Below are 20,940 nucleotides of genomic sequence, written 5' to 3'. Positions count from 1 at the left end.
CCTTTCAGTTCGGTTCCGGCACGAACGGTGACCGCTCGCGATGGCGGTTGCCGGGACGTACGAGGCCCAGGTGATCGCGGAAGGTGGGGCCCGGGTATTCCGTGCGGAACAATCCGCGCCGCTGTAGCTCCGGCACCACCAGCTCGGTGAACGCCTGGACCAAACCCGGGACGAAATCGGGAAAGATGTTGAACCCGTCGGCGGCACCCTCGTCGAACCAACGCTGGATATGGTCGGCCACCTCGACCGGATCGCCGACCACTGTCCGGGAGCCGACGGTGATGCCGTTGATCAGATCGAAAAAGGTGATCGGCGCGGTGCCCTCGACCGTCCGGCGGGTGGTCTCGGTGATACCGGCGAAGACTTTGCGGCCCGCGGGGACGGATGCCTCGAACACCCGCCGCGGCACCGGGTCGTGGATACCCGAGCCGGTCACGTCCACTTCGAGGACCTGCGATACCGACGCGAGATTGCGTTTGAGGCCCTGACCGAGACCGCCGAACCGCACCGAATCCACGGTCTCGTGCTCGGGGTCCAACGGCACGAGCGAATTGAGCCGATCGTAGATCTCCACTGCCTCGGCGGTGGTCGGCGCGACCACCACACTCAGACCGGGCAGGATCTGGATCTCCTCGGCCGTACGGCCGTATCGCGCCGCGCGGGCTTTCACATCGGCGTAGTACTCCTTGGCCGATTCCAGATCGGGTTGTCCGGCGAAGATCACATCGGCCTCGCGGGCGCCCAGTTCGCGGGAGCGATCCGAGGTACCCGCGTGCAGCAGGATGACCTGTCCCTGCGGCGGCCGCGCGACATTGAGCGGTCCCCGCACCGAGAAATGCTCCCCCACATGGTCGACCGTGTGCAGTTTCGACTCGTCGATATAGCGCCCACCGGACTTGTCCCGCAGGAACGCGTCGTCCTCCCAGCTGTCCCACAGCGCGCGCACCACCTCGACGAATTCGTCGGCCCAGTCGTAGCGTTTCTCGGTGTCCCAGTGGCCGTCCCGGCTGAAGTTGTAGGCGGCGGCACCGTCCGCGCCGGTGACCAGATTCCACGCCGCCCGCCCGCGACTGAGGTGGTCCAGAGAGGCGGTGAGCCGGGCCACGGTGTAGGGGTCGTAATAGGTCGGGTTCGCGGTGACTGCGATACCGATACGGGAGGTCGCGGCCGCGACGGCCGAGGCGACGGTGAACGGTTCCATCCGCGACATCTGGGCCGGGTTGGTCTTGGCCAGCGCGGGATCGGTGGCCAGGCGGTCACCGAGGAAGAGGAAGTCGAACTTCGCCGCCTCCACCAATTGCGTCACCTGCTGGATGAATTCGATATCGAATGCGCCGTCGGACCTGGCGCCCGGGTAGCGCCAGCCCGCGGTATGGGTACCGGTGGCCCAGAACATGAGTCCCAGATGCAGTTCTCTGCGTTGTCCGGACATGGGTCACTGACCTCCGGTTCGGGTGTTCTCGCGGGCCCAGCGGTTGTCCGGCCGGTTCAGGCCGAGGTGATCGCGCAGGGTCCGGCCGGTGTACTCGGTGCGGAACAGTCCACGCCGCTGCAGTTCGGGTACGACGAGGCGGACGAAGGTCTCGAATTGTTCGGTGAGGAAGGCCGATTGGATATTGAAGCCGTCGGAGGCGCCGGATTCGAACCAGGCCTGGACGTAATCGGCGATATCCGCGGGACCGCCGACCACCACATGGCCGCCCACGATATGGGTGTTGAGCAGATCGCGGACGGTCAGCGGATCCGCCCCACCCACCGCACGCCCGGTCCGGGCGGCGGTGGTGTTCAGCAGGGCCCGGCCCGGCGGCGCGAATCGATCGGCGGTCGGCTCGTCCAGGGGTTCCGTGAGCTGCCGGTCGGTGAGATCCACACCCACCCGCTGGGACAGTGCGCCCAGATTACGCAGCCCGGGCCCCTGCGCCTCCCGCGGCGCGGCGCTGCCGACACCCCACTGGCCGGGTTCGCGCCCGCCGTAGCGGATATCGTCGTCGAGCACGAGCAGCTCGTTGAGCCGGTCGTACAACGCGCGAGCGGCCTGCCGTGTCTCGGCCACGATGGGGGTGAGACCGGGCAGGACGGCGACAGCCGAGCGCCCGCGACCGAAACCGGCCGCCCGCTGCCGGATCTCCTCGGCATAGGCCTTGCCCTGTTCGATCGTGGCCGCGGCGGCGAAGATGACATCCGCCTCCCGGGCCCCCAGATCCCGGGAGCGGTCCGAAGTCCCGGCATGCAGCACGACCAATTGCCCCTGCGGTGGCCGGGCCATGTTCAGTGGGCCCCGGATATCGAAGGCCCGGCCACGATGGTGCACCGGATGGATGCGGTCGGCGACGACGAACTCACCGGTCTCGGCATTGCGGACGAAGGCGTCGTCCTCCCAGCTGTCCCACAGATCGCGGACCACCTCGACGAATTCGTCGGCCCGGTCGTACCGCGCGGACGCGTCACCGTGTTCGGTCCGGGTGTAGTTGGCCGCGGCCCGGTGGTCGGCGCCGGTGACAATATTCCACGAGGCCCGGCCGGCCGATATGTGATCGAGCGAGGCGGTCAGCCTGGCCAGGTTGAACGGCTCGTAATAGGTCGGATTCGCGGTGACCACGATCCCGATCCGGCTGGTCGCCGTGGCGATATAGCTCGCCGCCGTGAACGGTTCGATACGTGCCAGCACCGAGGTATTGGTGAACTGGTACTCCGGCCCGGTGGCGAGCCGGTCGCCGAAGAAGAAGAAATCGAACTTCGCGGATTCGGCCAGCTGGGCCAGTTCGGTGAGGTAGCCGGCGTCGAAGCCGCGGTCGTGGACGGCTTCGGGTAGCCGCCAGCCCGCGGGGTGGGTGCCGTTCGACCAGTACATATAGCCGAGGTGCAGCTGCCGGTCGGCTCCGGAATCGTCGGACATATCCGCCTCTGCGTGGATCGAAGGATGGAGGATGCTCAGCCGCGCGCGGCGGTACCGGTGACCTGTCCCGGCGCCCCGCTCAGATCACCGGCGAACAGCGCGGTGAGTTCGGCGAATTCGGCCGGGGTGGGGCGCCATCGGGAGGCCGCCAGATTGTCGTCGAGCTGGCCGGGTTCGGTCACGCCGGCGATAACGCTGGATACCGAAGCGTGGGCGAGCAACCATCCGAAGGCGAGCGCGGTCGGGGTGATACCGCGTACCCGGGCGAACTCGGTATAGCGTTTCAGCGCATCCCACGGCGCGGCATCGAGCAGATGTTTCTTGAGGTTGGTGATCTTGCGGCCGGCCGGCACGGAATCACGCCGGTACTTCCCGGTGAGCAGTCCGTTCTGCAAGGGGAAGTACGGGAAGAAACCCAGTCCGTAGGCATCCAGCGCCGGAATCAACTCCCGGGCCGGCTCGCGCCAGAGCAGGTTGTACTCGTTGGTCGCCGAGACGAACCGGGTGTACCCGTGGATCCGCGCCACGTATTCGGCGTCGGCGACCTGCCAGCCGGCGAAATTCGAATTGCCGAGGTAGCGGATCTTCCCCTCGCGGACCAGATCGTCCAGGACCGACAGGGTTTCCTCGATCGGGGTCACCGGATCGGGCGTGTGGATCTGGTACAGGTCGATCCACTCGGTCCGCAGCCGGCGCAGCGACGCCTCGACCGCGAGCCTGATGTAGCGGCGCGAGCCGCGCACTCCCCAATCGGGACCGTTCAGACCGGCCAGGCCGATACCGAATTTCGTCCCGATGACCACCCGGTCGCGCCGGTCGCCCAGCGCCGCACCCAGCATGGTCTCGCTCTGCCCCGGCCGATCACCGTAGGCATCGGCGACATCGAAGTAGGTGATCCCCAGATCGAGTGCCCGGCCGACGATCCGGTCCACCGATTGCTGAGTATCGGCGATCATGCCGGTCCGGCCGAAGGTACTGGCCCCGATCCCGACTTCCGACACCACCAATCCCGAACGGCCGACACTGCGGAACCCCTCCGGCAGAGCGCGGCGCGCCGGCGCGCCGGACGGAGAGGTGCTGGTGACGGCTGTGGTCATGGTCTTCTTTCACACGATCCGGAGCACGGCCCGGCGGCCCGGGTGTTCATCCGGAGCTGACTTTTCGAACACTGTCACGCTAAAGAGCACAGGCAACTCCGAGCAACACATCTCATTCCACGAAGCGGAATAGTTGACGGAGGACGAGATTCGTGCTTGTGCAGGTAGCTGCGGTATCGCACCGGTTCCGGTCGCATTCGACACGATGTGGGACCGACTACTATTCCGATTATCGGAATCTGAGCCGCTCCCATTCCAGGATGGCCGGCCGGAAAGGACACCACGTGACGGTCAATCGGTCCGGGCTGCAGACGGTTTCCCGTGCGCTCGCGGTGCTGCGGTGTTTCCAGGGCGATATCGAACTGGGCGTCACCGAGATCGCCCGGGCACAGAACCTGCCGATGAGCACCACCCACCGGTTGCTCCAGGCGCTGCTCGAATCCGAATTCGTCGAACAGGACGAACGGACGGGCCGCTACCGGCTCGGCGTAGCACTGGCCGAATACGGTCAGCTCTCCTATCGGCGCCACCTGGTCTACCTGGCCGAACCCCATATCGAGCAACTCGCCGCCGAGACCGGTACCGCGGTCTCACTGGCGACTCGGCACGGTAGCGACGCCATCAATCTCGTGTTCACCCGCTGGCGCGAAGCCCACGGGCACAACCTCTCCGAGGTCCGCTTCCCGCTGCACGCCAGTGCCATCGGCAAGGCCCTGCTCGCCTGGTCTCCGGTGACGCGCGCGGAACTCGAAACGCTCCCCTACCATCAGGGCACCGACCGCACCCCCGCCGACGTGGATTCACTCACCGCCGAGCTGGAGACCGCCCGGAGCGCCGGCTACACGATCAACGACGAGCAGACCGAATGGGGTTATCGCATCATCGGGGTCCCGGTCCTGGACCGGACCGGGACCGCCCGGTTCGCGCTCGGTATCCGGGGAACCACCCAGCTGATGATCCCCGAGCGGATCCCGTTTCTCGCCGATCTCGCACGCGTCACCGCCACGACCATCGCCACCACCCTGTTCCGGGATACGGCACAGTCACAGTGACGGGTATCGCCGGGGCCGGGCGCGGACGAGGTCACGCATGGGCGGTCCGGCCGCCGTCGACCGACAGCCGCGCCCCGGTGAGATAGGTGTGCTCGGGAGAGGCGAGGGTCAGGGCGAAGGCCGCGATCTCCGCCGCGCTCGCCAGCCGTCCCAGCCCGGGGACATTGGATTGCGCCCACTGTTTCATGAATACCTGCCATGCGGAATCGGGTAGGGACTCCATCCCCGCGGCGCGCCGGACGAGTTCGGTATCGGTGGTACCCGGCAGCATGGCGTTGACCCGGATGCCGTCGGCGGCATAGTCCAGTGCCGCCGATTGGACCAGCCCGATCAGTGCGTGCTTACTGGCGGTGTAGGCGCCTTTGCCGGCATCGGTGGCGACGGCGTTGCTCGAGGAGGTCACCACAATCGTCCCGCCGCCCCCGCGGATCATATGCGGGACCTGATATTTCATCGCCAGGAAGACACCGCGCAGATTCGTGTTCACGACGCGGTCGAATTCCGCCGCGCTGTATTCGTGCAGCTTCTTCTGCACCGTGATCCCGGCATTGTCGAAGGCGATATCCAAGCTGCCGTACCGGTGCACCGCGGCATCGACGAACCCGCGCACCTCGTCCTCGACGAGTACATCGGCGCGGTAGTAGGTCGCCTCACCGCCGGCGCGCCGGATCTCGTTCTCGACGGCGCGGCCGCGATCCTCGCGGCGCCCGCAGAAGGCGACCCGGGCGCCTTCCGCGGCGAACTGCCGCGCGGCCGCGGCACCGATACCGGAAGTCGCGCCGGTGATCACGACCACCCGGTCGGCGAATCTGCGGGCGGTGTTCAGCGCCACCGCCGGCGGATTCGACCCCGCGCCGAGCGCGATCCCCGAGGCGAGGCCGGCGGCGCCCACCGCCAGCCCGGATGCGGTCATCGCGCCCAGCAGGGCGCGGCGGCTCTGCGCCGGGCGCCGGGTCTCGGTTGCTGTCTCATCGTCGCTCATGAGGGCAACCGTGCCGGAGCAGCGCGCTCGGCGGATCGGCGCACGGGCCGCTCGTACCGGCCGAAAGGACGAGACCGCTCCTGCGGGCGGAGGAGCCGCGGTGGTGGCGCGCCGGGCATCATATGGGCGTGACGGAGAACGGCGTGCTACGCGGAATCGACTGGCTGCTCGAGCCGCGGCAGTCGCTTGTGCGGCTCCTCGTTCTCCTGGCGGCAGCGGTGGGATGTCTGCTCTTCCTGTCCGATGCGCCGACCGCGACGGACTGGGCACTCGCGGTCGCGGCGGTCCTGGCCACGGCGGGTTCGGCGCGGCTGCCACTGGCGACCTCGGCGGCCGTGACGGGCATCCTGCTGCTCGGCTTCACGGTCGGCGAGATCGGCCCGGTGGTGCCGAAGGTCGCGGCCGCGCTGGCGCTGACCGAACTCGCCGTCCGGCGTGGGGGCGCCGCGGCAGCGCTCGGCGGGTCGGCGCTGGCCGCCGTCTACCTCTTCCATACCGAGGGTGGTCCCGCGGCAACGGTGTACCGCGCGGCGGTCATGGCCCTGCTGCCGGTGTTGCTGGGCGCGGTACTGCGGGCGACCCGGGAGAGCGCCGCCCGCGCCCGTCGCGAGGCCGCCGAGCTGGCGCAGCGACGGGAGACGGAGGTGGTCGCGGCACGCGCGACCGAACGGGCCGCGATCGCGCGTGAACTGCACGACCTCATCGCCCACCACATCTCGTCGACAGTGCTGCGGGTGAGTGTGGCCCGGCACGCGCTGACCTCCGCACCGCCGGCCGTGCTGGAAGTTCTGGACGATGTCCACCGCAGCGGCAAGGAAACTCTTCACGATCTGCGCACTCTGGTGACGGTGCTCCGCGACCCAGGTGCGGGGGCCGAGTCGTTCGTGGATCCGGCGGGGCTCGCGGTCGCCATCACCGCGGTGGTGGAGCGGACGCGGCTCGTGGTCGCGGATATCGAACTGGAGCTGGACCCGGCCGTCTCGACGGTGGACGCGCTGACGGGCCTGACCCTGTTGCGCCTGACGCAGGAAGGTACGGCCAATGTGGTGAAACACGCGGGCGCACGGACCACAGTCCGGGTCTCCATCGTCGCGGGACCGGGCCCGGTCGAGTTCCGGCTGTCCGACAGTGGCCCACCGGCGGGCGCGGCACAACCCGTCACGCCCGGGTCCGGAGTGGGCCTGATCGGGCTACGCGAGCGGGTCGCACTGCTCGGCGGCACATTCGACGCGGCGCCGGTGGGGCCGGGCTGGCTGCTCACCGCGCGCCTGCCCGGCGGACGGGGTGATATCTCGTGACGATCAGGGTGATGCTCGTGGACGATCAGCATCTCGTGCGTGCCGGATTGCGGATGCTCTGCGAGACCGCCGCGGATCTCGAAGTGGTCGCCGAGGCATCCGGTGGCGCCGCGGCCGTACGCCTGGCCGAGCGGACCGAACCGGACGTGATCCTGATGGATCTGCGGATGCCGGGAACGGACGGTATCCGGGCCACGACCGCGATCCTGGCGGCCCGGCCCGGGGCCCGGATCCTGGCCCTCACCACGTTCGACGACGACGAGCACCTCTACCCCGCGCTGGCGGCCGGTATGTGCGGTTTCCTGGTGAAGGACGCGTCCCCGGCGGAGCTGCTCGACGGTATCCGGCGCGCCGCGGCCGGCGAGCGACCGTTCGCACCGGATGTGCTGCGCCGCCTGGTGGACACCGCCGTCGCCGCCCGCGCCCAACCCAACCGGCCGGCCACACCGGAGGTGGAACTGACCGGGCGTGAAGCCGAGGTGCTGCGTCTGGTGGCCGAGGGGCTGTCGAATACCGAGATAGCCCAGCACCTGCATATCGGCGTGACCACCGTCAAAACCCATATCGCCAACCTGTTGTCCAAGACCGGCGCCGGCAATCGGGTCAGACTCGCGGTGTACGGGTTCGGGCCGGCCGCGGCGCGGTCGGAGGACCGTCGCTGACCGACCCGATCGGCCCGACCGCCTCCCGATTCAGGAGGCCCGGCCCACGAGGTCGCGTGCGGCGACGTCCAGCACGCGGCCGAAGGCATAGGTGAACAACGGCCGGACAACCTTCCGGGTCAGCGCCGCGCCGACCAGCGGGAGCCGCACCTGCACCACCGTCGTCCACACCACCCGGATGCCGTCGGCGGTCTCGGTGAACTCGACCCGGCCCAGTTCGTGCCGGGCGGGCGGAAAACTGCGGTAGACATGGTATTCGAAGGATCGGGGCGGATCGTAGGCAGTGACCCGTTCCCAGAACACGCCCACGAACCAGACGAGGAAGCGCACCGCCCCGAGTCCGTAGGGTGCCCCCTCTCCGGGTACCGCGAGCCGCTCGTGCAGGACCAGCGGAATCCGGGTGTAGTTGTGCGCATCGCTGATCCAGTCGAATACCGCGCTCGCGGGTGCGGCGATCGTGCGTTCCACGATGATCGTTTCCATGGCGGTCCCTCCCTTCGCCGAGGATCCCCCTGCCGGAATCCTTCTACTACACCCGATAGTAGATAGAGACCGGGCCACTGTCAGTACTTTTCGGCGATCCATCGCCACCGGACAGGATCGGCGCGATCCTCCCGACACTCACCACGACGCCGTCAGCCGACGATCAGAGGCGCTATATAGGAGTGCGCGAATTCGGTGAGTTGCTCCTCGGATTCGAGAGCGCGCGTACCGACGGGTTGCAGGATCAGCGAATGTACCACGCGGCCCGCGATCTCGATACGGGTGACGAGATCGGGAATCCCGGGCAGTCCCCGCTGCTGTATCACCCCGGCGAGGATGGCGGCGGTGGTGCCGATGGCCGTGGTGAAGAAGGCGCCACCCTCGGTGGTGAGCTGGGGCAGCAGCCGACCGGGTTCGAGACTGAGGACCCGGTTGATCAGCCCGTGCGCACGCCACCGGGTGATCACCGTAACGAAGATATCGGCGACGATATCCGCCAGGTTCTCGTGCCGGGCGGGTATATCGTACAGCTCGGCGAGCAGAACACCCACCTCGCGCGCGCTCACCGCGCGTACGAGGTCCTCACGCGAGCCGATCCGCCGATAGATCGTGCCGCGGTCGACCTCGGCCTGCCGCGCGACGTCGCCGATGGTCGTCTTCTTCACTCCGAACGTCTCGAACTGCGTACGGGCCGCGTCGAGGATGCGGGTTTCGATATCGTCGGCGGCGGACCGGTCCTGCGAGGTAGATGACGGGGCGGACACGGGACCACGCTAGCAGCGATCGGCACTCTTGCAACAATCTGAAAGGATTTGTTGCGACAACATTGCAAGGGATTATGTTGCATTGTACGGTCAGGGTATGTCCGACGACAGTGCCACGACGAGCACCTACCGCGAAGAGGCCCACGCGATCCACGCGCGGGACGTGAACTTCGATTTCTCGACGGTCCCCATGCATTACATCCCCGGCGAGGTGCTCGCAACTCATGTGACCAATGTGATGCACCTGGTACTGCCGGAGGGCGAACGCGCGATGGCCGCCTGCCTGGCCGAAGCATTGCCCGAGATCGACGACGAACGCCTGCGCGAAGAGGTGACCGGCTTCATCGGCCAGGAGTCGATGCACGCCAGCAGCCACGAGGGCGCCCGCAAACATCTGCAGTCGATCGGGCTCGATGTCGACTCCTACGTCGAGAAGATCGGCTGGCTCGTCGACCGTGTCCTCGGCGAACACGGGCTGACCGGCCGCGCCGAGGAGGAGTGGCTCAAGGAACGCCTCGGACTGTTCGCGGGCATGGAACACTTCACCGCCGTCATCGGCGAATGGCTCCTCGAATCGGACGTCCTCGAGGAGCTCGGCATGCATCCGACCATGCTCGACCTGGTGCGGTGGCACGGAGCCGAGGAGGTGGAGCACCGCAGCGTGGTCTTCGACGCCTATATGCACGTGGACGGCGGTTACGCTCGGCGGGTACGCACCGGCCTGCTCGCCAGTGGTCTGCTGTTGCCGCTGTTCGTGGTCTCGACCGCCTACCTGTACCGCAAGGATCCCAGCCCGGCCAAGGGTCGCTTCTGGGGCCAGCAGTTCGTCAGCGCCACCCTGCGCGGGGTCATCCCCAGCTTCACCACCTTCTTCACCGAGATGCCGCGCTATCTGCGGCCGAGCTTCCACCCCTCCCAGCTGGGGTCGATGGACAACGCGCTGCGCTATCTGGCGCATTCCCCCGCGGCGCGATCATGACCACCGCGTCCGGCACCGCGACTCCCGGGCTGCGCATGCTCGGCCTGGCGGTGGATGCCTACAAGAAGGTCTTCACCAATCCGGCCCTGTCGACGCCGAACCCGGTGCGCCGCAGCGGCTTCGATATCGATGTAGTTGTCGACGAGATCGCCGCCGAAGCAGCGGATGTCGTCTCGCTGCGCCTGGTCCGGCCGGACGGAGCACAGTTGCCGTCCTGGCGGCCCGGATCCCATATCGATGTGTTCCTGCCCTCGGGGCAGCAGCGCCAGTACTCGCTCTGCGGTGACCCCGCCGACCGCCACCACTACCGGATCGCGGTCCGCCGGATCCCGGACGGTGGCGGCGGATCGGTCGAGGTGCACGATCTGCGACCCGGTGCCGCCCTGCGGATCCGGGGCCCGCGCAACGCGTTCACTTTCGTCGATTCCGCGCCGGCCTATCTCTTCCTCGCCGCCGGAATCGGTATCACCCCGATCCTGCCGATGGCACATGCGGCCGGGCGCCGGGGGCGGCTGGTGTATCTCGGCCGTTCGCGCGCGACCATGCCTTTCCTGGACGAGCTTCCCGCCGGTTCCGAGATCCGCCCCGACGACGAAGCCGGCCCCTCCGATATCCCGGCACTGCTCGCCACCGCGGCACCCGGCGCCGCCGTCTACGTCTGTGGACCGCCGCCGGTCCTGGAGGCCGCCCAGCACTGCATGTTCGACCTGAACCCGACCGGATCACTACACACCGAACGCTTCTCGGCACCACCGGTCCGCGACGGACAGGAATTCGATCTCACGCTCGCCCGCTCCGGACGCCAGGTCCGCGTCGGTGCCACCGAGACGACACTCGACGCCATCCGCCGCGTCCGGCCGGATGTCGTCTACTCCTGCCGCCAAGGCTTCTGCGGTACCTGCAAGATCGGCGTCTCGGCCGGTTCGGTCGAGCACCGCGACCGGCTGCTGACCGACGGTGAACGCGCCGGCCACATGCTCACCTGCGTCTCCCGGTCGGCCGGTGGCCCGCTGGTACTCGATCTCTGATTGCGAAAGGCTCTCCGCCCCATGAGCGCACGTTATCGCCTCGCCCCCTCCGACGACGCCTTCCTCGACACCGCACCCCACCGCTACACCCATATCGTCGATATCCCGGCGCCGACACCGCGGGTATGGGACACCCTGATCGCGGACGACGCGCTGGTCTCGTGGTCTCCGGTGATCACGGCGGCGACCTGGACCGCACCGCGGCCGTTCGGAATCGGCACCACCCGCGATGTCACACTCGGCGGGTTCGTCCGGCTCGAGGAGCGTTTCTACCGCTGGGACGAGGGTTCGCGGATGACCTTCACCGTCGACGCCGCCTCGATCCCCGGATTGAAACGATTCGCCGAGGACATCACCCTGCTCCCCCTGGCCACCGGAACCCGGATCGTCTGGACCTTCGCGCTGGAGGGCACCGCGGCGCTGCGCCCCCTACTGACGGTCGCGAGCCCGGTCAACCGGTTCGTCACCAAAACCATCGCCGGCGGTACCGGCCGTCGCGTCCGTACCGAGACCGTGGGGGCACGATGAGCGACGCCGCACCCGAACATCACCGCATCGTCGTTCTCGGTGCCGGTTTCGGCGGTATCGGACTGGCGATCAAACTCCGCGAAGCCGGTTTCGACGATCTGGTCGTGCTCGAACGCGCCGACGATCTCGGCGGCACCTGGCAGGCCAATACCTATCCCGGCTGTGCCTGCGATGTCCCGTCGCAGCTCTACAGCTATTCGTTCGCGCCGAACCCCGATTGGTCACGGACCTACGGCAAACAGCGCGAGATCCTGGAGTACCTGCGCCGGGTCGCCGTCGAACACGATGTGGTGCGCCATATCCGGCTCGCTACCGAGCTGACCGAGGCCCGCTGGGACGAGGACGAGCGGGTGTGGCGGATCGCGACCTCCCGCGGGTCGATGACGGCCGATTTCTTCATCTCGGCCGCCGGGATCTTCGCCGAGGCGAAATACCCCGACCTCCCGGGCCTGGACAGTTTCGAGGGCACCGCGTTCCATTCGCTGCACTGGGACCACGACCACGATCTGACCGGAGAACGGGTGGCGGTCATCGGAACCGGCGCCTCCGCGGTCCAGTTCGTCCCCGAGATACAACCGCGGGTGGCGGCGCTGACAGTGTTCCAGCGGTCCGCGCCGTGGATCGTGCCACGGATGGACCGTCCGACCCTGGGCGTCGAACGCACGCTGCTGCGACGGATACCGTTGGCGCAGAAGGCGATACGTGGTACCTGGTACACCCTGATCGAGGGCTTCGGTCTGGTCGGGTTCGTCGACAACCGATTCCGTCACCCCTACGAAATGCTCGGACGGCTCCAGCTGCGGCGCCAGATCCGCGATCCCCACCTACGCCGCAAAGCCACTCCCGACTACATCATCGGCTGTAAACGCGCGATCTTCTCCGACGCCTACCTGCCCGCGCTGGACCAGGAGAACGTCGATGTCGTCACCGACGGTATCGCCGAGGTGCGGGCCCACTCCGTCCTCACCCGGGCCGGGGTGGAGATCCCCGTGGACACCATCATCTACGGCACCGGATTCACCACCATCCCGTCCGCCTTCGAACGGATCATCGGGCTCGACGATCTCTCGATCGCCGATCTGTACCACCACCGGCCGCAGACCTATCTGGGTGCGGCGATGGCCGGGTTCCCGAACTTCTTCTGCACCCTCGGCCCGTTCGGCGCCGCGGGTAATCAATCCGCGATCTACATGCTGGAATCGCAGATCAGCTACATCGTCGACGCCCTGCAGACCCTGCGCAGCCACGGTGCCCAGCGAATCGAGGTGCGCCAGGCGACCCAGGACGCGTTCGTCGAGGAGATGGCCCGCCGTAGCGTCGATACGGTCTGGCTGACCGGCGGCTGCCAGAGCTACTACACCACCCCCGACGGCGGCAATGCGGGCCTCTACCCGAACTGGAGTTTCGAATACCGGCGGCGCACCAGACAATTCGATGCCGAATCCTACGAGGTGACCCGATGAAACCGGCGCTACCGGACCCGCTGGGCTGGATCTCGCACTCCGCGAGCTTCGACGTGAAAGGTAAGACGGTGCTGGTCACCGGTGCGGGACAGGGCATCGGGCTCGAACTGGTCACCATCCTGCACCGGCGCGGCGCCCAGGTGGTCGTGGTCGATATCGACGAGGCGGCCGCCCGGCGCACCGCGGACCAGTTGGGTACCGGCGCATACGGTATCGGCGGCGATGTCGCCGACCGCGCGCGGATGGAAGCGGTGATCGGCGAAGTCGTCGAGAAGTTCGGGAGCCTGGACGTGGTGGTCGCCAACGCCGGGGTCACACCGGTGCCCGCGACCATCCGGACCATGGATCCGGCGGATTTCGACCGGGTCATGAGCATCAACCTGACCGGTGTTTTCAATACCGTGCATCCGGCGCTCGACCATATCGTGCGATCCCGCGGCCATGTGGTCGTCGTCTCGTCCTGCGCGGCCTTCGCACCCGGTATGGGCGGATCGCCCTATATGGTCAGCAAGGCCGCGGTGGAACAGCTGGGCCGGGCCCTGCGGGTCGAACTCGGCGCCTCCGGCGCGACCGCCGGCATCGCCTATTTCGGCGTCGTGGAGACCTCGATGACCCACGATCTGCTCGACGCCGACGATCTGGGCCGCAAGCTCAACGATCTGCTGCCGTGGCCGTTGAACGTCCGCATCACCGCCGAACAGGCCGCACGCACCATCGCCGACGGCATCGGGCGCCGCGCCGCGCGCACCATCGCGCCCAGCGGCTGGCAGCCCTACGCGTTGCTGCGCGGCGCGATCAACACCGTGCTCGACCGCCGGCTCGCCGCCGATTCGACAGTGCACGAACTGGTTCGCGCGATCGAGCGGCGCCGATGACACCACCGGCGCGCGGATCGCTGCGCGCCCGGTCGGTCCGGCAGATTTCCGCGCTCACCGCGCGGCGGCTGGCGGAACTCGCGCCGGTGAACGCCCACACCCTCCCCACTGCCCGGGCACTCATCGACCGGGCGATGCGGACGGCTGCCCCGACGCTGCGCGGAACCACAGTCGACGAGGTCCGCAGCGGAACGGTCGCCGGTGAATGGGTGCGTGGTCCCCGGGCCGTCCGCGACGACGCGGTGATCCTCTACGTGCACGGCGGTGGATTCGTCGCCGGATCGGCCGCCGGATATCGCGGGGTGGCGTCCCGCCTGTCCACCGCCACCCGGTTGCCCGTGTTCACTCTCGACTACCGGCTCGCGCCCGAACACCCGTATCCGGCGGCGCCCCGGGATGTGGCCGCCGCGTTCCGGTGGCTGGTGGCACAGGGCTGTCGCCCCGATCGCCTCGTCGTCGCGGGCGATTCGGCCGGCGGGTTCCTGACCGCCGATTTCGCCATCTCCAACGCGCGCACCGGTTTCCCGGCCCCCGCGGGCATTGTCCTGTTCTCCCCGATGGCGGATCTGAGTCTGGCGCTCGCCGCCGGATTCGAGGGCGCGGCGGCCGAAGGGCTGCTGTCCGCGGGGCTGTCGCGCCGCGCGGTCGCCCATTTCACCGCCGACCCTTACGAACTGCGGCCGGTGCGGGGAATGCCGCTGCCCCCGGCGTTGATCCACACCAGCGATACCGAATTCTTCGGTGGTGACGGCATCGCTCTCGCCGAACGCTGGGTAGCCGCCGGCGCCGCGTGTGAACTACGGGTGTGGCGTGACCAGATGCATGCCTTCCAGGTGCTGCCCGCTCTCGTCCCCGAATCACGCCTCGCCTACCGGGCGGCGGCCCGATTCGTCTCCTCGGTCCTCGATACCGCCGCCACCGCGGTCTGATCCGGAAAGGCTCATCGTGAGCACCGTTCGTTTCGACACACTCCCTGCCGCGTTCCAGCACATCGCCACCGTCGACCCGGCCGCGATCGCCCTGCGCACCCCAGGTGACGCGCACACCCTCACCTGGTCCGACTACGCCACACAGGTTCGTGAGTTCGCCGCGGGCCTGCACGGACTGGGTGTCCGCCGCGGCGATACCGTCGCGCTGATGATGGGCAACCGGATCGAGTTCTACCCGCTCGAAATAGCCGCACAGCATCTCGGCGCCACGTCGTTCTCGGTGTACAACACTCTCCCGCCCGAACAGCTGAACCATGTTCTCGGCAATGCCGGGGCCCGGGTGGTGATCTGCGAACCGCACTACGTCGCCCGGGTCCGGGCCAGCGGGATCGCGCTCGACCACATCGTCTGTCTCGACGACGCGGTGGACGGGACCCGCTCGGTGGCCGAGGTGATCGCCGCGGCGGCCACCGATTTCGATTTCGACGGCGCCTGGCGCGCGGTGCGCGGCGACGATGTGGCCACCCTGATCTATACCTCCGGCACCACCGGAAGTCCCAAGGGTGTGGAGACCACGCACGCCAACCTGCTGTTCCAGGTCTACGGGATCGCCGATGTGCTGGGCATCGAATTCGGTGACACCATCACCTCCTTCATGCCGAGCGCCCATATCGCCGACCGGCTCACCGCCCTCTACGTCCAGGAAGTACTGGGGATCCAGGTGACCTGCGTATCCGATCCCAAACTGATCGCCGCGGCACTGGCGGATCTGCGGCCGACCCTGTGGGGTGCGGTGCCGCGGGTATGGGAGAAACTGCGCGCCGGAATCGAGTACAAGGTTGCCGCCGAAACCGACGAGGACCGGCGCGCGGCACTGCGGTGGGCCCTGTCGGTGGCGACCGCACGAGGCGAACACGAACTGGCCGGGACCCCACTACCCGGCGATCTCGCCGCGGAATGGCAACGCGCCGACGAACTCGTGCTCCAGGGCCTGCGCGCGGCCCTGGGATTCGACCGGATGCGCTGGGCACTGTCCGGTGCCGCACCGATCCCGCCGGCGACCTTGGGATTCTTCGCCGGGATCGGTGTCCCGATCACCGAGATCTGGGGTATGTCGGAGTTGTCCTGTATCTGCAGTGTCAGCCCGCCGCACGAGGTCCGGCTGGGAACCGTCGGAAAGTTGCTGCCGGGTATGGAACACCGCATCGCCCCCGACGGTGAATTCCTCGTCCGGGGCCCGCTGGTGATGAAGAGCTATCGCGGTGAACCGGAGAAGACCGGCGAGGCCCTCGATACCGACGGCTGGTTGCGCACCGGCGATATCGTGACAGTCGACGATGCGGGCTACCTCAGGGTCGTCGACCGTAAGAAAGAGATCATCATCAACGCGTCCGGTAAGAACATGTCGCCGACCCATATCGAGAACGCGGTCAAGGCGGCGACCCCGCTGATCGGAGCCATGTCGGTGATCGGCGACGGTCGCCCCTACAACACCGCGCTGATCGTGCTCGACGCCGAAACCGCCGGCCCCTACGCGGAACAACACGGACTGGCCGACGCTTCGGCCGCCGCGCTGGCCACCGAACCGTCGGTGATCAGGGCGATCCGGGCGGGCGTGGCGGCCGGCAACGCGCAGTTGTCCCGGGTGGAGCAGATCAAACGGTTCCTGATCCTGCCGGTCTTCTGGGAGGCGGGCGGCGACGAGGTCACCCTCACCATGAAACTCAAGCGCCGCGTCGTCGCCGAGAAGTACGCGTCCCGGATCGCCGGCCTCTACCACGATCCTCCGGCAGCCGACGTCCACGAACCCACCGGCGAAGTCCACTCCGTCCCGGCGAGCTGATACCCGTGCGCGGCACCGGCCCGTTTCAGACGTCGAGTTCCTCCTCGATACCCCGCAGCCGGTGCCGGGCCAGTGCCAGATTCGCCCGGGCGCGGTCGAGCGCCAGGTACAGGAACAGGCCCCGCGATTTGCGCCCGGTCATGGGCCGGATGAGATGGTACTGACTGCTGAGCGAGATGAGGATGTCCTCGATATCCTCCTGCAGTCCCAGCTGTTCGATGGTCCGCAACTTCGCGCGCACCACCTCGGTATTACCGGCGGCGGCCACATTCAGGTCCAGTGCCTTCGAGCTGCCGAGCACCCCGAGTGCCATACCGCTGTTGTAATCGACGACGGCTGCCCCGAGGGCACCGTCGATCGACATCATATCCTTCAGAGCCAGATCCATATCGGACACAGGTCGTTCCTCTCGATAATTCCTGTTTACTGAGTACTGCGGTTGTTGCCGGGCTGCTTCGCCGCGGCGGCGAGATGTTCGGCGATCCGGCGGGCCACCGGGCGCGACTCCAGATGCAGCCGGCCGATATTCACCTCGGGGGCCGCGAGCACGGTCAGCGATGCCCAACCGGCCGCGTAGATCACCACATGCCCGCCGGTGCCGGCCACCACGACCTCTCGGAAACCGCCGCCGTGGGCGGTCTGGACGAGCCGGTCCGACAGCGACAGTTCCGCCGCCGACAGCGCGGCCATGCCGGTCGGTTCGATATGCGCGGGTAGATCGTGGGTGACCAGCAGCCCGTCACTCGAGGCCACCAGCGTCCCCTGCAACCGGGGCACGCGTTCCCGCAGCGCCCGAAGTTCCGCCGTCACCACGGCGTTCGGTTCGGGTACGGTCATCGGCACCTTCGTAAGCCTTCCCATCAATTCACCGAGCAGATTCTTACGCGCCGTCACGCGAGTTCCTCCAGAGCGGCTCGCAGGCGGGTGAGCAGTTCCCGATCCACCGGTTCCCACTCGTCCCCTTCGGGGACCGGTGTGGCGTGCCGGACCCGGCGCCGCAACGGCGGGTCCGGTACCGACCCGTCCGACGTCGCCCGGTCCGCCGCGGCCGGGGCCGGCTCGGCATCCGGCGGATCGAACCCGGATGCCGGTGTGCCCAGCGCGGGTTCGATCAACCCGGCCGCGGTCAGATCGCGTACCGCCTCGAGGCAGCCGTACGCCGTCCGGCCCAGATCACGAGCGATTACGGTGACACTGCGACGATTATCCGCCGCGGCCAGGACCTCGGCCTGACCGCCGGTGAGCACCACCCGGCGCCGCCGGACCCGGCGCACCGGGACCACTGCGGCCAGGTCGACCATCTCCACGGGCCACGGCCCCGAACCCGGATCCCCGCGGCGTTCGCACTCCCGTACCAGGGCCCGCGGACGGATATGGCAGACGGCCGACAGCCAATGCGCCGGCGCCTGCCGGAACTCCGGGACATCCGGTGTGGCCAGCAGGAAATACGCCGCGTCGAAAACCGAGAGAAGCGCCAGAGTCTCGAGCAGCGGCCGCCCCAGTATCGGCCCCGGATCGCCGGTGCCCGCGCGCTGCCAGTCCTCGGCACTGGCCACACCGGCTTCGACCACCAAACGGTCCAACCCGGTGGTGCGTGCGCAGGACGCCGACGCGATGGCGCCGTCGGCGAGGTGGAACTCCCCGTCACCTACCCGCAGAACTCCGGTCCGCCCTTCGTCTTCCAGTCGGTGGAGTTCGTCCGCGAGCTCAACGCGCATGACCGTCCTCGGCCAGATCCGCGAGAATATCGCGCAACCGGAATCGGGCCATCGCGAGGTTGCCGGAATCCTCGTCGAACAGGACGTGGAGGAACAGGCGTCCACCGAAATCGCCGTCCACCAGGTTGAGCACGTGATACCCACCGGTACCGCAGACGATGATCTCGTTCACATCGTCATCGGCGTCACCGGTCGTCAGCGCCGGACAGCCGAGGACCGCACGTACTACATCGGTGGTGGTCGCGGCGTCCTCGTGCTCATCGACCAGATCGTGCCGACCCGCGGCGGCCACCGCCAGACCGCTCGCCCCGTCCACCAGAGTCACGCTGCGCGCCCCCGGGATGTCCATGATCCGTTCCAGACATCCATCGATCCCGCTCACTGCGCCTCTGCTCTGTTCATGCGTGTTTCAGATTCGTGGAAACACTACACACACGAGGCGTTCGCTGCCGATCGAACGCATGGCTCAATTGGGCACCCGGGCTGTCCCGGCCGGAATCGGGATAGGCCTCGAGCACGAGATATGCAGTACGGCAATAGAGTTCGACGCCACGCCGGCGATCCCGCGACCGCCGTGTTTTCTCAATCCTGCGCACGCAATCCGAAATCTTCTCGCTCGCACACCGCCGGAGTCACTATGTTCGGTGCATGGCCGATCTGTCTCCCGGACGCGGACGCGCACTACTCGCCGCGGCTGTCACCGTCGTCCTCTGGGCATCGGCGTTCGTGTTCATCCGCACCGCCGGAGCGGATTTCTCGCCGGGAGCGCTGGCGCTGGGCCGATTGGCCTCCGGATCGGTGGTACTGGTGACGATCCTGCTGGTCACCGGCACCGCGCTGCCGCCACGATCGGCCCTGCGCGGAATCCTCGTCTCCGGACTGCTCTGGTTCGGGATCTACATGGTGGCACTGAACTGGGCCGAACAGCACGTCGACGCCGGGACCGCGGCGCTGGTGATCAATACCGGACCGGTCATGATCGCCCTGCTCGGCGGACTCTTTCTCGGCGAGGGCTTCCCGAAACAGCTGATGGCCGGTATCGCGGTGGCGTTCACCGGCGCGGTCGTGGTGGGACTGGCCGGTTCCGAGGGTGCGGCGACCGTGCTCGGGGTGCTGCTGTGCCTCGTCGCGGCGGCCGCGTGGGCGGTGGCGGTGCTGGCGCAGAAACCGGCGCTCGTGCACGGAACAGCGCTACAGGTGACCGCCGGCGGATGCGTCGTCGGCACGATCGCCTGTCTGCCCTTCACCGGTCAGCTCATCGGTGAGGCGGCCGCGGCACCGATCCCGGCGACACTGAGCCTGATCTATCTCGGGGTGTTCCCGACCGCCGTCGCCTTCACCACCTGGGCCTACGCCCTGGCCCGGATGACCGCCGGTCAGGTCGGCGCCACCACCTACGCGGTGCCGGCGCTCGTGGTGGTGCTGTCCTGGCTCGTCATCGGCGAAGTCCCGGCACCACTGACGCTGGCCGGCGGGGCGCTGTGCCTGGCGGGCGTCGCGATAACCCGGTGGCGGCCCGGCCCGCGAAAAGCTCCGGCCCGGCCCACCGACCACGACCTCAGCTCGGACCCGGTATGAGCGTGGGCGTCCGGATCATCGCTGCCCGGACGAGCCCGGTATCGTGCGCTCCCCCTCGTGATCACCCGCGAGTCGGACGGTCGTGACCCGGAGGAACTGCTGTACGAGCGGTCCCATCGCCACCGCGATCAGCACTGTTCCGAGCCCGACTGTCCCGCCCAGCATCCAGCCGATCACCAGGACGACAACTTCGATACCGGTGCGCACCATCCAGATCGGTTTGCCCGAGACGCGTACCGCGCCGGTCATCAGACCGTCGCGCGGGCCCGGCCCGAAACGGGCGCCCAGGTACACGGCGTCGAACCAGGTGAGCATGACCAGACCCACCACGTAGCAGAGCAGCTGCTGCGGCAGGGCCGACGGCGTGGGGAGCACGGCCGCCGCCAGATCGGCGGCGGCGCCGACGACTACGACATTCAGCACGGTCCCCAGGCCGGGAAGTTCGCGCAGCGGGATCCAGAACAGCAGAACGACGACCGCGATGATATTGGTGGCCCAGCCGAACGACAGGCCGGAACGCAGCGCCACTCCTTCGGCCAGGATGTTCCAGCTGGAGGCGCCCAGCGCGGATTCGACCAGCAGCGTGATCGATACGCCGTATCCGGCCAGGCCGAGCAGGAGTTGCGCCGTCCGCCGGACCTTCTTCTCCGCACGCAACTGTTCGACCGCTGTCATCCGGCGTGCGACGGAACGGCCGGAGTCATCGGCTCGGCGGATAGCTGTCATCGTTCTCCCTTGCTGCGGTCCGGCCCATCCGCACGGCGG

At 68.1% G+C, this 20,940-nt stretch carries 22 protein-coding genes; 11 read left to right on the top strand and 11 right to left on the bottom strand.

The window, feature by feature from the left end; genetic code table 11:
* Positions 1-4: 4 nt before the first annotated feature.
* The 3 genes from ACWEWT_RS04320 to ACWEWT_RS04310 are packed head-to-tail and all read right to left on the bottom strand — an operon-like array spanning position 5 to position 3,993.
* The gene (locus ACWEWT_RS04320) at positions 5-1,432 is read right to left on the bottom strand and encodes an NtaA/DmoA family FMN-dependent monooxygenase (RefSeq protein WP_452556021.1); all 1,428 of its coding nucleotides are present in this window, start codon (positions 1,430-1,432) and stop codon (positions 5-7) included.
* A 3-nt stretch (positions 1,433-1,435) separates the two neighbouring features.
* On the bottom strand, positions 1,436-2,896 hold the full coding sequence (locus ACWEWT_RS04315) for an NtaA/DmoA family FMN-dependent monooxygenase (RefSeq protein WP_452556019.1): 1,461 nt from the start codon (positions 2,894-2,896) through the stop codon (positions 1,436-1,438).
* A 35-nt stretch (positions 2,897-2,931) separates the two neighbouring features.
* On the bottom strand, positions 2,932-3,993 hold the full coding sequence (locus tag ACWEWT_RS04310; RefSeq protein ID WP_452556017.1) for an aldo/keto reductase: 1,062 nt from the start codon (positions 3,991-3,993) through the stop codon (positions 2,932-2,934).
* 284 nt (positions 3,994-4,277) lie between these two features.
* Between ACWEWT_RS04310 and ACWEWT_RS04305 the strand changes: the two genes are divergently transcribed.
* Positions 4,278-5,045, top strand: coding sequence for an IclR family transcriptional regulator (locus ACWEWT_RS04305; RefSeq protein ID WP_452556015.1), 768 nt, complete (start codon positions 4,278-4,280; stop codon positions 5,043-5,045).
* A gap of 31 nt (positions 5,046-5,076) precedes the next feature.
* Here ACWEWT_RS04305 and ACWEWT_RS04300 read toward each other — a convergent pair whose 3' ends face one another.
* The gene (locus ACWEWT_RS04300; RefSeq protein ID WP_452556014.1) at positions 5,077-6,027 is read right to left on the bottom strand and encodes an SDR family NAD(P)-dependent oxidoreductase; all 951 of its coding nucleotides are present in this window, start codon (positions 6,025-6,027) and stop codon (positions 5,077-5,079) included.
* Between the two features lie 128 nt (positions 6,028-6,155).
* Between ACWEWT_RS04300 and ACWEWT_RS04295 the strand changes: the two genes are divergently transcribed.
* Positions 6,156-7,325: a sensor histidine kinase gene (locus tag ACWEWT_RS04295; RefSeq protein ID WP_452556012.1), complete on the top strand. Its 1,170-nt coding sequence runs from the start codon at positions 6,156-6,158 to the stop codon at positions 7,323-7,325.
* Positions 7,326-7,336: 11 nt separating this feature from the next.
* Complete coding sequence (locus ACWEWT_RS04290; RefSeq protein WP_452557665.1) at positions 7,337-7,987, top strand: response regulator; 651 nt, start codon at positions 7,337-7,339, stop codon at positions 7,985-7,987.
* A 30-nt stretch (positions 7,988-8,017) separates the two neighbouring features.
* Here the strand turns inward: ACWEWT_RS04290 and ACWEWT_RS04285 are convergent, their stop codons facing one another.
* Entirely contained in the window at positions 8,018-8,470 is a 453-nt protein-coding gene (locus tag ACWEWT_RS04285) for an SRPBCC family protein (RefSeq protein ID WP_452556010.1), read from the bottom strand.
* A gap of 152 nt (positions 8,471-8,622) precedes the next feature.
* Positions 8,623-9,234, bottom strand: a complete 612-nt coding sequence (locus ACWEWT_RS04280) for a TetR/AcrR family transcriptional regulator (RefSeq protein ID WP_452556008.1) — start codon at positions 9,232-9,234, stop codon at positions 8,623-8,625.
* 97 nt (positions 9,235-9,331) lie between these two features.
* Here ACWEWT_RS04280 and ACWEWT_RS04275 point away from each other — a divergent pair, with 97 nt between their 5' ends.
* Genes ACWEWT_RS04275 through fadD11 form a run of 7 tightly spaced genes read left to right on the top strand, consistent with a single transcriptional unit; the run spans position 9,332 to position 16,879 of the window.
* A complete protein-coding gene (locus ACWEWT_RS04275; RefSeq protein ID WP_452556006.1) occupies positions 9,332-10,213 on the top strand; it encodes a metal-dependent hydrolase in 882 nt (293 codons plus the stop codon).
* The gene (locus ACWEWT_RS04270) at positions 10,210-11,241 is read left to right on the top strand and encodes a PDR/VanB family oxidoreductase (RefSeq protein WP_452556004.1); all 1,032 of its coding nucleotides are present in this window, start codon (positions 10,210-10,212) and stop codon (positions 11,239-11,241) included. The genes ACWEWT_RS04275 and ACWEWT_RS04270 overlap by 4 nt, the downstream gene beginning before the upstream one ends.
* 21 nt (positions 11,242-11,262) lie before the next feature.
* A complete protein-coding gene (locus tag ACWEWT_RS04265) occupies positions 11,263-11,769 on the top strand; it encodes an SRPBCC family protein (RefSeq protein WP_452556002.1) in 507 nt (168 codons plus the stop codon).
* On the top strand, positions 11,766-13,232 hold the full coding sequence (locus ACWEWT_RS04260) for a flavin-containing monooxygenase (protein ID WP_452556000.1): 1,467 nt from the start codon (positions 11,766-11,768) through the stop codon (positions 13,230-13,232). Before ACWEWT_RS04265 ends, ACWEWT_RS04260 begins: the two co-directional genes overlap by 4 nt.
* Positions 13,229-14,107: an SDR family oxidoreductase gene (locus tag ACWEWT_RS04255; protein ID WP_452555999.1), complete on the top strand. Its 879-nt coding sequence runs from the start codon at positions 13,229-13,231 to the stop codon at positions 14,105-14,107. The genes ACWEWT_RS04260 and ACWEWT_RS04255 overlap by 4 nt, the downstream gene beginning before the upstream one ends.
* Complete coding sequence (locus ACWEWT_RS04250) at positions 14,104-15,036, top strand: alpha/beta hydrolase (protein WP_452555997.1); 933 nt, start codon at positions 14,104-14,106, stop codon at positions 15,034-15,036. Before ACWEWT_RS04255 ends, ACWEWT_RS04250 begins: the two co-directional genes overlap by 4 nt.
* A gap of 13 nt (positions 15,037-15,049) precedes the next feature.
* Positions 15,050-16,879, top strand: coding sequence for a fatty acid--CoA ligase FadD11 (gene fadD11 / locus ACWEWT_RS04245; RefSeq protein ID WP_452557664.1), 1,830 nt, complete (start codon positions 15,050-15,052; stop codon positions 16,877-16,879).
* Between the two features lie 25 nt (positions 16,880-16,904).
* Here fadD11 and ACWEWT_RS04240 read toward each other — a convergent pair whose 3' ends face one another.
* Genes ACWEWT_RS04240 through ACWEWT_RS04225 form a run of 4 tightly spaced genes read right to left on the bottom strand, consistent with a single transcriptional unit; the run spans position 16,905 to position 18,979 of the window.
* On the bottom strand, positions 16,905-17,276 hold the full coding sequence (locus ACWEWT_RS04240) for a hypothetical protein (protein WP_452555995.1): 372 nt from the start codon (positions 17,274-17,276) through the stop codon (positions 16,905-16,907).
* Between the two features lie 26 nt (positions 17,277-17,302).
* Positions 17,303-17,773 (bottom strand): roadblock/LC7 domain-containing protein, encoded by a 471-nt coding sequence (locus ACWEWT_RS04235; protein ID WP_452555993.1) that lies wholly within the window; start codon positions 17,771-17,773, stop codon positions 17,303-17,305.
* Positions 17,770-18,597 carry a hypothetical protein gene (locus tag ACWEWT_RS04230; RefSeq protein WP_452555991.1) on the bottom strand — a complete coding sequence of 276 codons (828 nt, stop codon included), beginning with the start codon at positions 18,595-18,597 and terminating at the stop codon, positions 17,770-17,772. Before ACWEWT_RS04230 ends, ACWEWT_RS04235 begins: the two co-directional genes overlap by 4 nt.
* Entirely contained in the window at positions 18,587-18,979 is a 393-nt protein-coding gene (locus tag ACWEWT_RS04225; RefSeq protein ID WP_452555989.1) for a hypothetical protein, read from the bottom strand. The genes ACWEWT_RS04230 and ACWEWT_RS04225 overlap by 11 nt, the downstream gene beginning before the upstream one ends.
* A gap of 266 nt (positions 18,980-19,245) precedes the next feature.
* On the opposite strand from ACWEWT_RS04225, the gene ACWEWT_RS04220 reads away from it, so the two are divergent.
* Positions 19,246-20,175 (top strand): DMT family transporter, encoded by a 930-nt coding sequence (locus ACWEWT_RS04220; protein WP_452555987.1) that lies wholly within the window; start codon positions 19,246-19,248, stop codon positions 20,173-20,175.
* Between the two features lie 15 nt (positions 20,176-20,190).
* Here the strand turns inward: ACWEWT_RS04220 and yczE are convergent, their stop codons facing one another.
* Positions 20,191-20,901 carry a membrane protein YczE gene (gene yczE, locus ACWEWT_RS04215; RefSeq protein ID WP_452555985.1) on the bottom strand — a complete coding sequence of 237 codons (711 nt, stop codon included), beginning with the start codon at positions 20,899-20,901 and terminating at the stop codon, positions 20,191-20,193.
* Positions 20,902-20,940: the final 39 nt, after the last annotated feature.

Source organism: Nocardia sp. NPDC003963, from assembly GCF_053605105.1.
Note: the sequence above shows the minus strand (reverse complement) of the source record. Positions and strands in the feature narration are given on the sequence as shown.